The organism is Novosphingobium sp. FG90 (genome assembly GCF_057808725.1).
In genome coordinates, this window is the sequence record NZ_JBMDIO010000001.1 from 317,319 (window position 1) to 329,915 (window position 12,597).

General features: G+C 64.4%; 10 protein-coding genes and 1 other RNA gene. 9 read left to right on the forward strand and 2 right to left on the reverse strand.

The features are described from left to right. The first annotated feature begins 50 nt into the window (after positions 1-50). From ffs to ACODRZ_RS01550, 8 genes are all read left to right on the forward strand, one after another. Positions 51-147: signal recognition particle sRNA small type (gene ffs / locus ACODRZ_RS01515), an RNA gene on the forward strand. A 121-nt stretch (positions 148-268) separates the two neighbouring features. Continuing rightward, positions 269-2,173 carry a DNA polymerase III subunit gamma/tau gene (locus tag ACODRZ_RS01520; RefSeq protein ID WP_488971151.1) on the forward strand — a complete coding sequence of 635 codons (1,905 nt, stop codon included), beginning with the start codon at positions 269-271 and terminating at the stop codon, positions 2,171-2,173. Position 2,174: 1 nt separating this feature from the next. Then, positions 2,175-2,510, forward strand: a complete 336-nt coding sequence (locus ACODRZ_RS01525; RefSeq protein ID WP_488971152.1) for a YbaB/EbfC family nucleoid-associated protein — start codon at positions 2,175-2,177, stop codon at positions 2,508-2,510. A gap of 304 nt (positions 2,511-2,814) precedes the next feature. Further along, the gene (lon, locus tag ACODRZ_RS01530) at positions 2,815-5,259 is read left to right on the forward strand and encodes an endopeptidase La (RefSeq protein ID WP_488971153.1); all 2,445 of its coding nucleotides are present in this window, start codon (positions 2,815-2,817) and stop codon (positions 5,257-5,259) included. Positions 5,260-5,451: 192 nt separating this feature from the next. Further along, complete coding sequence (locus tag ACODRZ_RS01535; RefSeq protein WP_488971154.1) at positions 5,452-6,837, forward strand: DUF418 domain-containing protein; 1,386 nt, start codon at positions 5,452-5,454, stop codon at positions 6,835-6,837. Between the two features lie 105 nt (positions 6,838-6,942). After that, positions 6,943-7,968 carry an aspartate-semialdehyde dehydrogenase gene (locus tag ACODRZ_RS01540; protein WP_488971155.1) on the forward strand — a complete coding sequence of 342 codons (1,026 nt, stop codon included), beginning with the start codon at positions 6,943-6,945 and terminating at the stop codon, positions 7,966-7,968. A 90-nt stretch (positions 7,969-8,058) separates the two neighbouring features. Then, entirely contained in the window at positions 8,059-8,502 is a 444-nt protein-coding gene (locus tag ACODRZ_RS01545; RefSeq protein ID WP_488971156.1) for a GFA family protein, read from the forward strand. Positions 8,503-8,521: 19 nt separating this feature from the next. Continuing rightward, positions 8,522-9,280 (forward strand): alpha/beta fold hydrolase, encoded by a 759-nt coding sequence (locus ACODRZ_RS01550; RefSeq protein WP_488971157.1) that lies wholly within the window; start codon positions 8,522-8,524, stop codon positions 9,278-9,280. A gap of 100 nt (positions 9,281-9,380) precedes the next feature. Here the strand turns inward: ACODRZ_RS01550 and ACODRZ_RS01555 are convergent, their stop codons facing one another. Continuing rightward, positions 9,381-9,794, reverse strand: a complete 414-nt coding sequence (locus ACODRZ_RS01555) for a hypothetical protein (protein WP_488971158.1) — start codon at positions 9,792-9,794, stop codon at positions 9,381-9,383. Positions 9,795-9,999: 205 nt separating this feature from the next. Here ACODRZ_RS01555 and ACODRZ_RS01560 point away from each other — a divergent pair, with 205 nt between their 5' ends. Beyond that, complete coding sequence (locus ACODRZ_RS01560; RefSeq protein ID WP_488971159.1) at positions 10,000-11,823, forward strand: M2 family metallopeptidase; 1,824 nt, start codon at positions 10,000-10,002, stop codon at positions 11,821-11,823. Here the strand turns inward: ACODRZ_RS01560 and ACODRZ_RS01565 are convergent. Then, positions 11,774-12,571, reverse strand: a complete 798-nt coding sequence (locus ACODRZ_RS01565; RefSeq protein ID WP_488971160.1) for a sulfotransferase — start codon at positions 12,569-12,571, stop codon at positions 11,774-11,776. The two genes, ACODRZ_RS01560 and ACODRZ_RS01565, sit on opposite strands and share 50 nt — an antisense overlap. Positions 12,572-12,597: the final 26 nt, after the last annotated feature.

Consider the following 12,597-nt stretch of genomic DNA (forward strand, 5'->3'; position numbering starts at 1 on the left):
GACGTCGTTCTAACCGCTTGCATTCCCGTGAAACCATCGCCATAGGGCGATCCGGGAGTCGGACGGGCGCTTGCGTCCGCCAACTTGGTCAGGTCCGGAAGGAAGCAGCCACAACGGGTTGCGGCGGGTCGTTCGGCTCCTTCATTTCTCTACATCGCTGAAATATCATGCCTTTGTGTTCGTTTGGACACGAAGGCTGTGGAACATGCAGGGGTTCCGGCCGCTTTCCCCCTGACATCCCGGCCATGAACCCCTAGTTTGGCCGACGATGGACGATTCACGCGACATGTTCGGCGATACGCCCCCCTGGGACGAGGATGATGCCGACGAAAAGCCCGATGCCGCCGAACTGGAGGCCGCCGGGCAGCAGTCGATGTTCGACGATCCCGAGCCGGAATCGAAGCCCTCGGTTACGGAACTCGAAGCAGCGGGCCAGAGCGCGATGTTCGCCGAGTCGCCCAAGCCCGCCCCGATCCCCGCTCAGGCTGAGTCTGTCGAAGGCCCCTCGGCCAAGCCCGCCCCCGCCGGAACCACCGCGCAGCCTTACCGCGTACTCGCGCGCAAGTACCGTCCGCAGACTTTCGCCGAACTGATCGGGCAGGAGGCGATGGTCCAGACCCTCGCCAACGCGATCAAGCGCGACCGACTGGCCCATGCCTTCCTGATGACGGGCGTGCGCGGTGTCGGCAAGACGTCGACCGCACGCCTCATCGCCAAGGCCCTCAACTGCATCGGGCCGGACGGGCAGGGCGGCCCGACGATCGACCCTTGCGGCAAGTGCGAACCCTGCGTCGCCATCGCCGAGGGGCGTCACATCGACGTGATCGAGATGGACGCGGCCAGCCACACCGGCGTCGACGACGTGCGCGAGATCATCGAGGCGGTGCGCTACGCCGCCGTCTCGGCGCGTTACAAGATCTACATCATCGACGAAGTCCACATGCTCTCGCGCAATGCTTTCAATGCCTTGCTGAAGACTCTTGAGGAACCGCCCGCGCATGTGAAGTTCCTCTTCGCGACGACCGAGGTGGACAAGCTGCCGGTGACGGTGCTGTCGCGCTGCCAGCGCTTCGACTTGCGCCGCATCCCTGCGCCGATGCTGGCGGGCCACTTCGCCAATGTCTGCGCGAAGGAAGGTGTCGAGGCCGAGGGCGAGGCGCTCGCCATGGTTGCGGCGGCGGCTGAGGGGTCGGTACGAGACGGCCTCTCGATCCTCGACCAGGCCATCGCCCATGCCGATCTGGACGGAGAGGGCCAGGTCCGCGCCGACAAGGTGCGCGACATGCTTGGTCTCTCGGACAAGAGCGTGCAGCGCAAGCTCATCGCCGCGATCCTCGACGGCAAGGGGGGCGATCTGCTCGACCTCGTCGCGCACCAGTTCGCGCTGGGTGTCGAGCCGATCGCGCTGATGCGCGGGCTCATGGACCTGATCCATCGCGTCGCTGTGGCTCAGGTCAGCGGGAGCGCCGATGCGCATTCCACCGAGGAGCGCGAGGCGATCGAGGGCTGGGCCAGGTCCCTGCGCGCAGGCCAGCTCCATCGCCTCTGGCAATTGCTGCTCAAGGGTCATGAAGAGGTGAAGTCCGCGCCCGATCCGCTCGTCGCAGCGCAGATGGCCCTGCTGCGCATCATGCACGCCAGCGACATGCCCGATCCCGGTTCGCTGGTGCGCAAGCTTGAAGAGATCGCCGCGCGCGCACCGGCCGCGTCCGTGGCCGAAGGCGGCAGCGCTGCGCCCGAAGCGCCCGTCGGTTCCGGTGCCGCTACGGGTCCCGCCGCGCTGGCGCCGCGCTGGGAAGCGCTGGTCGACGAGGTGGAACATGCGGGCGAAATGTCTGCCGCCAACACCATGCGCATGCAGGTGCGCGTGGTGGAACTGGCCTCGGGCCTGCTGCGCTATACACAGCCTCCGGGCTTCAACGAGGATCTCGTCGGCGTTCTGCGCAATGGCCTTCAGGCGGCCACTGGCGAGCGGTGGGAAGTCACGAAGGTCGCGGGAGAGGGCGCGCCCACCCTCGTTGAAGTTCACGAGGTGCAGAAAACCGCCGACGCCGAGGCGCTGCGCACTTCACCACTGGTCGAGGCGACGCTGGCGGCATTTCCCGGGGCCGAGCTCATTCAGGAAGATCGCCAGGCCGCCATCGGCGGTGGTGGCCGCAATTGGAGACGTTGAGATGAAGTCGATGGAAGAGATGATCCAGGCCGCGCAAGCCGCCGCCGAGACCATCCAGAAGCAGATGAACGAAACCCAGGGCAAGCTCGACCAGCTTGAGGTCGAGGGGCTTTCGGGCGGTGGTCTCGTCAAGATCCGCTGTTCGGCCAAGGGCCGCGTGATCGGCGTGTCGATCGACGACAGCCTGATGACCGCATCGGAAAAGCCGATCCTCGAGGATCTGATCGCGGCGGCCTACAACGACGCGCGCGTCAAGGCCGACTCGGTCGCGAACGAGGAACTGGCGAAGGCGCAGCAGGGCATGGGCCTGCCGCCGGGCTTCAAGCTGCCGTTCTGAGGCGCGTTCGCCTTTCGGGGCTTCGACAAGCTCAGCCTGAGCGGTGGTTCGGGCTGAGCTTTTCTTTTCCGGCGGTCTTTGCGTCAGCCCCGCTCATCCTGAGCTTGTCGAAGGACGCTAAGGTCTTGCGCTGAAACGGTGCGGTTTGGGTCATTATACCTCGGAATCGGACCCACTCGTTGATGTGTCCGCCGTGCGAAGGGCCTATTTTCCAGTAGCGGGCAGGCGGGTTTCCACGGCCTTTCGCCTCGAAAAGATTGCATGGCGGCCAAAACCCCCCATATCCTGCGGGAGAATGCCGGGGATGGGTCAAGATGCAGTCCCCGTGCGAGATGATTGGACAAGTGCATTGAACCTGCTTCCGCTTCTGCCGCTGCGTGATATCGTCGTTTTTCCGGGCATGGTCGTGCCGCTTTTCGTGGGCCGTGAGAAATCCGTGGCCGCGCTGGAAGCGGCGATGGCCGGCGACAAGGACATCTTCCTCCTCGCCCAGCTCGATCCCAGCTGCGATGATCCGGATCGTGACGACCTCTACGATACCGGCGTCATCGCCAGCGTCTTGCAACTGCTCAAGCTGCCGGACGGCACCGTGCGTGTCCTGGTCGAAGGACAGGACCGCGCCCGTCTCGAAACCCTGCGTTCGGAAACCACGGAAGAGGGCGAGATGCTCGTCGCCGGGGTCGAGCCGATCGAACCGACAGAGGCAGAAGGCACCGAAGTCGCGGCGATGATGCGCACCGTTGTCGACCAGTTCAACGAGTACGCCAAGCTTAACAAGAAGCTCAGCCAGGATGCCGGCGAGCAACTCGGCGACATCGAGGATGCGGCCAAGCTGGCCGATACCGTTGCTGCGCAGCTTTCGGCGAAGGTTTCCGACAAGCAGGCGGTTCTTTCCGAATCCGATCCGCTCAAGCGGCTGGAGATGGTCTATTCGTTCATGGAGGGCGAACTCGGCGTCCTGCAGGTGGAGCGCAAGATCCGTGGCCGCGTGAAGCGGCAGATGGAAAAGACCCAGCGCGAATATTATCTCAACGAACAGCTCAAGGCGATCCAGTCGGAACTCGGCGGCGGCGAAGGCGACGAGGGCAACGAACTGCTGGAACTGGCGGAGCGGATCGAGAAGACGCGCCTGTCCAAGGAAGCCCGCGAGAAGGCGACGACCGAGCTCAAGAAGCTCAAGTCGATGCAGCCGATGAGCGCCGAGGCGACCGTCATTCGCAACTACCTCGACGTGCTGCTGGGCCTGCCCTGGGGCAAGAAGAGCAAGCTGAAGCGCGATATTTCCTCGGCGCAGGAAATCCTCGATGCCGATCACTATGCGCTCGACAAGGTCAAGGATCGCATCGTCGAATATCTGGCGGTGCAGGCGCGCACCAACAAGCTGAAGGGGCCGATCCTGTGCCTCGTCGGCCCTCCGGGCGTGGGCAAGACCTCGCTTGGCAAGTCGATCGCCAAGGCGACGGGGCGCGAGTTCATCCGGCAGTCGCTGGGCGGCGTGCGCGACGAGGCCGAGATTCGCGGCCACCGCCGTACCTACATCGGCTCGCTGCCAGGCAAGATCGTGACCAACCTGCGCAAGGCGGGCAAGTCCAACCCCCTGTTCCTCCTCGACGAGATCGACAAATTGGGCCAGGACTTCCGCGGCGATCCCGCCTCGGCACTGCTCGAAGTGCTTGATCCGGAGCAGAATGCGAAGTTCCAGGATCATTATCTGGAACTCGACATCGACCTGTCGGACGTGATGTTCGTGTGCACCGCGAACAGCCTGAACCTGCCGCAGCCGCTGCTCGACCGCATGGAGATCATCCGCCTTGAAGGCTACACCGAGGACGAGAAGGTCGAGATCGCCGAGCGTCACTTGATCCGCAAGCAGGTGGAGGCGCACGGGCTCAAGAAGGGCGAATTCACGTTGACGCAGGATGGTCTGCGCGACCTGATCCGCTACTACACCCGTGAGGCCGGCGTGCGCACGCTGGAGCGCGAAGTGGCGCGTCTGGCGCGCAAGTCGCTGCGCCAGATCCTTGAAGGCAAGACCAAGGAAGTCACGATCACGCCGGAAAACCTCGCGGAATTCGCGGGCGTGCGCAAGTTCCGTCACGGCGTCGGCGAGGAAGAACATCAGGTCGGCGCCGTCACCGGCCTCGCCTGGACCGAGGTGGGCGGCGAACTGCTGACCATCGAAAGCGTGACCGTCCCCGGCAAGGGCAACATCAAGGCGACCGGCAAGCTGGGCGACGTGATGAACGAGTCGATCTCGACCGCGTTCAGCTTCGTGCGCGCCCGCTCGCCCGCCTACGGCATCAAGCCGAGCGTGTTCCACAAGAAGGACATCCACATCCATCTTCCCGAAGGTGCGGTGCCCAAGGATGGTCCTTCGGCGGGTATCGGCATGGTGACGTCGATCGTCTCGACGCTCACGGGCATTCCGGTGCGCAAGGACGTCGCCATGACCGGCGAAGTCACCCTGCGCGGCCGTGTGCTGCCGATCGGCGGCCTCAAGGAAAAGCTGCTCGCTGCCCTGCGCGGCGGCATCAGTCTCGTGCTGATCCCCGAGGACAATCGCAAGGACCTCGCCGAAATTCCCGACAACGTGAAGCAGGGACTGGAGATCATCCCGGTCGCCCACGTCGATGAGGTTCTGGCCAAGGCGCTGACCGAACCGGTCACCGCGATCGAATGGACCGAGGCGGACGAACTTGCTGCCGCGCCCGCGCCGCACACGGCTGCGGCAGGCGCGACGGCGCACTGATCGGATCAGGAACGTCGCTCGCTCTCGTTGAAAGGGAGGAGCGACGTTTCCGGATTGTCTTTTACTTTCTCCTGAAAGTCGATCGCCAAGTAATCCAACATGGCGGTAATTGTCATGGGTTGAACGATTGCGTTCGATTGACTGTGCAGGTGCCCTCAATTACCTTTCCTGAAAATATAGGTGAGGGCAGTCATGGCGGGGGAATTGCCTCAGTTCGGCCCGGTGCGTGGGCGCGCTCGGATCGACGTGATCGACGTTTTGCGCGGGATCGCGATCCTGGGCATCCTCTACATGAACATCCCCTTCATGGGCACGAACGTGTCATCGTGGATGCACGATTTCCGTCGCCTGTCATGGAGTGCTGCCGATCAGACGACCTGGGCGGCCATTCATATTTTCTGGGACGGCACCCAGCGCGGGCTGTTTGAGCTGCTGTTCGGCGCCGGCGTGATGGTTTTCACCGCCAAGGCCATGAAACCTGACGATCCGGTGCAGGTGGCGGACCTCTACTATCGCCGCAATCTCCTGCTCATCCTGTTCGGCCTGATCGACATTTTCATAATCGGCTGGGTGGGTGACATCCTGTTGGCCTATGGTCTGGCGGCCTTGCTGCTGTTCCCGTTCCGCAAGACTTCGCCCAGGGTGCTGCTGGCGATGGGCATGGCCTTCGCCGCCTTCGTGGCGGTGAGCGGGGCGTTCGCCTATCAGGAGCGGATCGAGCGGATCCACAAGGTCGAGGCGTTGCAAAAGAAGCAGAAGACCGGCGCCAAGCTCTCGGTCGAAGACAGGAAGACGCTCGATGCCTGGCAGGAGAAGGCCGATCAGCACGACCTCTCCAAGCCGCCAAGCAAGAAGGACCAGATCGCGATCGACGCCGAAGCCAGGGCGCGCGCGGGATGGCCGCATCAATACGTGATGTTCGCGTGGTTCGTCTGGAACAAGGTGTTCGGCGACGGCAACGGGTTGTTTTTTACCGTGCTGGAGGCAGTACCGGCGATGTTGCTGGGCATGGCGTTGTTCAAGTGGGGGATCATCCAGGGCGACCGGTCCCCGGGCTTCTACGCGGGGCTGGCGGTCGCGGGCTATGCCGTGGGATGCGGGTTCAGGGGATGGGACCTGATGGAGATTTTCAAGTTCACGCCATGGCCGACGCCGGGCATGATCACTGCAGAGTTCGCGCGATTGTCGGTGACGCTCGGCCATGTCGGGTTTTTCAACCTGTTGATGAAGACCGCTATGGGCAGGGCGGTACTTTCGCCCTTCAAGGCAGCCGGGCGCATGGCGTTCTCGATCTACATCCTGACCAGCATCACGACGATGTGGTTCGTGTTCGCGTCCTGGGGACTGGGTTTGTGGGACAAGTTCGGCTGGGCGCAACTGATGGTCACGGCGACCGTGATCGACTTGGGCATGCTGGTGTTCGCAAATGTCTGGCTGCGCGTCTTCCTTAGCGGGCCGCTGGAATGGAGTTGGCGCTCGCTGACCTACTGGACGCGCCAGCCGTTCCTTCGTCGCAATCCCACCGTGCCCCCTCCTGTGGCCGAGCCCATAGCACCGCTGGGGCCATTGCCCGCTTAACCGCCCTGCCGCCCTCGCGGTGCTTGCCCTGAGCGGCGCGGGCGGGTAACCCGCCGGGCGTGTCGGCGTCCGCTTGCCCGGGCGCGCCTTTAAAGGGAATTTGCCATGGGTTACCGGGTTGCCGTCGTCGGTGCGACGGGGAATGTCGGCCGCGAAGTGCTCAACATCCTTGCCGAGCGCGAATTCCCGGCGGACGAGATCGCCGCCGTTGCTTCCTCACGCTCGGTCGGCACCGAGGTCGAGTATGGCGATACCGGCCGTATGCTCAAGGTGAAGAACCTGGAGCATTTCGACTTCACTGGCTGGGATATTGCGCTGTTCGCGGCCGGTTCCGCCGCGACGCAGGTCTACGCGCCCAAGGCGGCCTCGCAGGGCTGCGTGGTGATCGACAACTCCTCGCTCTACCGCATGGACCCCGACGTGCCGCTGATCGTGCCCGAGGTGAACCCGGACGCGATCGAGGGCTACAAGGCCAAGAACATCATCGCCAACCCCAACTGCTCGACCGCGCAGATGGTCGTCGCGCTCAAGCCGCTGCATGACAAGGCGAAGATCAAGCGCGTGGTCGTCTCCACGTACCAGTCGGTGTCGGGCGCGGGCAAGGCGGGCATGGACGAACTGTTCGAACAGAGCCGTGCTATCTTCGTCGGCGACCCGACCGAGCCGCGCAAGTTCACCAAGCAGATCGCCTTCAACGTGATCCCGCACATCGACGTGTTTCTCGACGACGGTTCCACCAAGGAAGAGTGGAAGATGGTGGTCGAGACCAAGAAGATCCTCGATCCCAAGATCAAGGTGCAGGCGACCTGCGTGCGCGTGCCGGTGTTCGTCGGCCACTCCGAAGCGCTCAACATCGAGTTCGAGGAAGAGATCAGCGCCGAGGAAGCACAGGACATCCTTCGCGAAGCGCCGGGCGTGATGCTCGTCGACAAGCGCGAGGACGGTGGATACGTCACCCCGATCGAGGCGGTGGGCGATGGCGCCACTTACGTGAGCCGCGTGCGCGAAGACCCGACCGTGGACAACGGTCTGGCGCTGTGGTGCGTGTCGGACAACTTGCGCAAGGGCGCGGCGCTCAACGCGGTGCAGATCGCGGAACTGCTGGGTCGCCGCCATCTCAAGAAGGGTTGATGGGCATGTCGTCCCGGATCGCATCCGGGACGACGCGGATTTTCCCGGCGCGTCTTTCAATCCCCGCAGGGCGCGCATACCTTTTTCGGCATGAGCACCACCATGACCGGCGGCTGCCAGTGCGGCCGTATCCGCTATTCCGCTGAAGTCGAGCCCGACAAGGCGTACTTGTGCCATTGCCGCATGTGCCGGCGGGCGACCGGCGGGGTGTCGATCGCTTTCGTCAACGCGCCGCAATCGGCCGTGCGGTGGGAGAGGGAGCCGGACTGGTATCGCTCGTCTCCGATCGCGCACCGGCCGTTCTGCTCGCAGTGCGGGACGCCGCTGGGGTTCGCGTTTCTCGACGGAGAAAACATCGACCTGACCGTGGGCAGCTTCGATGATCCCGCGCCGTTTCGCCCCAGCCAGAACTATGCGACCGAAAGCATGTTGACGGCATGGACCGACGTGCGGCACTTGCCGGGCATGACGAGCGCCGAGAACGCGGGCGTCATGGACCGATGGAAGGCCGCCGGTCTCGAGCCGCCTGAATGACCGGAAAGCGAGTTTGCCTGTGAGCGATGTGAAGACCGATTTCGTCGAAGGTTTCGGCGGGGCGAAGCTCGCCCTTCATACGACGGGTCAGCCCGGTGGGCGGCCGCTGGTGCTGCTGCACGGGCTGTTCTCCAGCGCCGAGGTGAACTGGATCAAGTTCGGCAATGCGAAGATCCTCGCCGATGCTGGGTTCGAGGTGTTCATGCCGGACTTGCGCGCCCACGGGCAGAGCGACGGGCCGCACGATGCGGATGCCTATCCGTCCGACGTGCTGGTGCGCGATCTCAAGGCGGTGATCGCCTCGCTGGGCCTGTCGGAGTACGATCTCGGCGGCTTTTCGCTGGGCGCGCGGACGGTGGTGCGCGGCGTGCTGGCGGGGCTGGCGCCGCAGCGGCTGGTGCTGGGAGGCATGGGGCTGACGGGCCTGTCGGGCTGGGCGAAGCGCAGCGCGCATTTCGTCGACGCCATCGACCGCTTCGGGACCATCGAGCGCGGCGACAAGGCGTTTGTGGCGCAGGCTTTCATGAAGTCGATGAAGATCGACCGCGTGGCCGCGCGCCTGCTGCTTGGCTCGGTGGACGACACCGCGCCCGACGCCATCGCGCAAGTGACGATGCCGACGCTGTGCGTGTGCGGCGCGGACGATCACGACAACGGCTCGGCGCAGGACCTCGCCGCGGCACTGCCGCAGGGCACTTATGCCGAAGTGCCGGGCAATCACATGTCGTCGGTGACGTTCAAGGATCTCGGCCGGGCGATCGCTGGGTTTCTGGGCTGACCGCGCCTATCGTCATTGCGAGCACAGCGTAGCAATCCAGAGCGGAATAATGCTGCCCTGGATTGCTTCGCTGCGATCGCAATGACGATGTGGTGGTGATTCAGGCGAAGGGCACGGCTTCTTTGGGCCAGCCGTCGAAGGTTTCGGCAAGGGCGGCCCATCCGTCAGCGAAGCGGATATTGATCGCGCGTAAAGTGGCCTCGTCGGGGCGGGCGGCCTCGTGGCCGTCGCCGGTGGTGTCGACGAAGACAAAGGCGTCGCCGGGGCCGCCGGTCACGCTGCGCAGGTCTCCATCGGTCACGGTGATGGTAAGGCGGCCTTCGAGGATCGTCTGCAGGCTGCCGAAGCCCTTCGCGGTGTGGAAGCTGTCGATGAAGGCGGGGCCTTCCCAGATCACCGTGCGCCAGCCCAGAGACGGGCGCGGCGGGTCGAGGTAGGACAGGCCGCCGGCCATGGTCACGGGCTTCATGCGGGAGCGGCCTTCCGGCGTGGCGTAGACGACATGGATCGGCATGTGGAGCGAGCGTCCCTTGCTTGATGGCAACGATCCGCAACATGGGTGCAAAAATCCCGGTTCAGTTGGGCCTGCGGCTCCTTTGATCGCATGGCGGCGAAGGACCGTCGTACTCACGGCCGAGGATATTCCTCCCCTGGCGGTTGATCCCGCGAGAGGGGCGGCTAGTCTCGCGCCCATTCAAAGGTTCAGAGAGGTTCCCCCCATGAAATTCGCCTCCACCGCACTGGCTGCGCTGGCCGCAAGCCTGTCGTTCGCCGTGATCCCCGCTCACGCCGAGGACTATCCGCAGACCGCCGAGGGCGCCGCGAAGTTCGTCGCCGATGCCGAGAAGGATCTGTTCGACTTCTCGCTCGGCAACAATCAGGCGAACTGGGTCAACTACACCTACATCACCGAGGACACCGATGCGCTGGCCGCGCAGTCCAATGGCCAGCTTACCGAGAAGCAGGTGAAGTACGCGGTCGAGGCGGCGAAGTTCGCCAAAGTCGCTGGCCTCGACGCCGATGTGTCGCGCAAGCTGGGTATTCTGCGCCAGGGCATCGTCCTGCCCGCGCCCAATACGCCGGGCGCCGCCGCGCGGCTGAGCGAGATCACCACTCGCCTGTCCTCCGCCTATGGCAAGGGCAAGGGCACGCTCGACGGCAAGCCGATCAACGGCTCGGACATCGAGGCGGAGATGGGCAATCTGCAGCACACTCCGGCCGAATTCGCCGAGATGTGGACCTCGTGGCACGACAACGTCGGCAAGCCGATGAAGGCGGACTACGCGCAGATGGTCGGCATCGCCAACCAGGGCGCGAAGGAACTGGGCTATGCCGATGTCGGCGCCATGTGGCGTTCGGGCTACGACATGACGCCCGAGCAGTTCGCTGCGGAAACCCAGCGCCTGTGGGAAGAGACCAAGCCGCTCTATCTGGCGCTGCATACTTACGTGCGCCGCAAGCTGAACGAGAAGTACGGCGATGCCGTGCAGCCGCGCACCGGGCCGATCCGCGCCGACCTGCTGGGCAACATGTGGGCGCAGGAGTGGGGCAACGTCTACCCGCTCGTCGCGCCGCAGGGCGCGGGCGATCTCGGCTATGACATCGGCGATCTGCTGAAGGCGCAGGGCAAGAAGCCGCTCGACATGGTGAAGGCGGGCGAGGGGTTCTATTCGTCGTTGGGCTTCGATCCGCTGCCGGGCACGTTCTGGACCTGCTCGATGATCACCAAGCCCGCCGACCGCGAGGTGATCTGCCACGCCTCGGCATGGGACGTCGACAACAAGGACGACATCCGCATCAAGATGTGCACGAAGGTCAATTCGGAGGACTTCGTCACCACCCACCACGAACTGGGCCACAACTACTACCAGCGGGCCTACAACAAGCAGCCGTATCTGTACCTCAACGGCGCCAACGACGGCTTCCATGAGGCGATCGGCGACTTCATCGCGCTGTCGATCACGCCGCAGTACCTCGTGCAGATCGGCCTGCTCGACAAGGCGAAGGTGCCGAGCGCCGACAAGGACATCGGCCTGCTGCTGCGTCAGGCGATGGACAAGGTGGCGTTTCTACCCTTCGGCCTGATGATCGACCGCTATCGCTGGGGCATCTTCGACGGCTCGATCCAGCCGGCCGACTACAACAAGGCGTGGACGAAGATGCGCCTCGACTATCAGGGCATAACGCCGCCTTCGGCCCGCGCCGACGACGGGTTCGATGCGGGCGCGAAGTTCCACATTCCGGGCAACACGCCCTACACCCGCTACTTCCTCGCGCGCATTCTCCAGTTCCAGTTCTATCAGGCGGCGTGCAAGCAGGCCGGCTGGAAGGGGCCGCTGCACCGCTGCAGCTTCTACGGCAACAAGAAGGTCGGCGAGAACCTCAATGCGATGCTGGCTATGGGGCAGTCCAAGCCCTGGCCCGAGGCGCTCAAGACCTTCACCGGCTCGCCGCAGATGAGCGCCAAGCCGATGCTGGACTACTTCGCGCCGCTCAAGAAGTGGCTCGACGCGCAGAACAAGGGCGAGACTTCAGGCTGGTGACCCTGACGGCACCGCGCCACAAGGCATAATCCCCGGCGTAGAAGTCCTCGATGAAGGCTTCCTGGCTGGGATTGAGCCGGATCGGTGCGGTGCCGGAGCGGCTGTTGCTGCTACCGTTCAGGCGGGGCAGGGCGTCGAGTTCGTCCAGCCCCATGATCTCGCCAAGGCTGTCGATCTCTTCGTAGGGGATCAGGTTGTCGACGCGGCAGTGGCCGTTCGCGTCGGTCAGATACCAGGACTGCGGGCGGAAGATGTGGTCGACGTCGAAGGGACTGCGCGCGGTGGCGAGGTGGTCGATCGCGTCGTCCACGGTTTCGAAGGCGCGGTAACGCTCGTTGAAGGGACGGGCGACCTTGCGGTCCTTGGTGCCGCCGTTGCTGGCATAGGCAAAGGCCGAGCGGAACCGGCAGACCGGATCGCGCAGGATGGCGAAGCTGGGCAGGTCCAGCACTTGCGGGGCGACGCTGGCGTAGTAGCGCACGGTCTCGTGCTTGATCTGGGTTCCGTAGAGCTGGTGGCAGACCGAGGTGCCCGCGTTCTTGGGGACGTGGATGAACAGCACGCCGCGCCGCTGGATCGTCGTGATGCGCTCGCGCCGCTTGGCGTTGGGCCGATATGGCAGCGGTGAACGCGCCAGCCTTTCGGGCACGTCGCTGACGAGGCGGACGCGAAAGGCGGAGGCGATCAGGCGGTTGATCCCGGCAGTGCCGGTGGCGCCTGAAATCGAAGTCTGGGAGGGCTTTGGCATGCCCCGGACGCTATGGGGCGAACTTG

Coding starts and splice junctions, on each gene's coding strand:
- ACODRZ_RS01520 (WP_488971151.1), top strand. CDS start 269: ATGGACGATTCACGCGACATGTTCGGCGATACGCCCCCCTGGGACGAG.
- ACODRZ_RS01525 (WP_488971152.1), top strand. CDS start 2,175: ATGAAGTCGATGGAAGAGATGATCCAGGCCGCGCAAGCCGCCGCCGAG.
- lon (WP_488971153.1), top strand. CDS start 2,815: ATGGGTCAAGATGCAGTCCCCGTGCGAGATGATTGGACAAGTGCATTG.
- ACODRZ_RS01535 (WP_488971154.1), top strand. CDS start 5,452: ATGGCGGGGGAATTGCCTCAGTTCGGCCCGGTGCGTGGGCGCGCTCGG.
- ACODRZ_RS01540 (WP_488971155.1), top strand. CDS start 6,943: ATGGGTTACCGGGTTGCCGTCGTCGGTGCGACGGGGAATGTCGGCCGC.
- ACODRZ_RS01545 (WP_488971156.1), top strand. CDS start 8,059: ATGAGCACCACCATGACCGGCGGCTGCCAGTGCGGCCGTATCCGCTAT.
- ACODRZ_RS01555 (WP_488971158.1), bottom strand. CDS start 9,794: ATGCCGATCCATGTCGTCTACGCCACGCCGGAAGGCCGCTCCCGCATG.
- ACODRZ_RS01560 (WP_488971159.1), top strand. CDS start 10,000: ATGAAATTCGCCTCCACCGCACTGGCTGCGCTGGCCGCAAGCCTGTCG.
- ACODRZ_RS01565 (WP_488971160.1), bottom strand. CDS start 12,571: ATGCCAAAGCCCTCCCAGACTTCGATTTCAGGCGCCACCGGCACTGCC.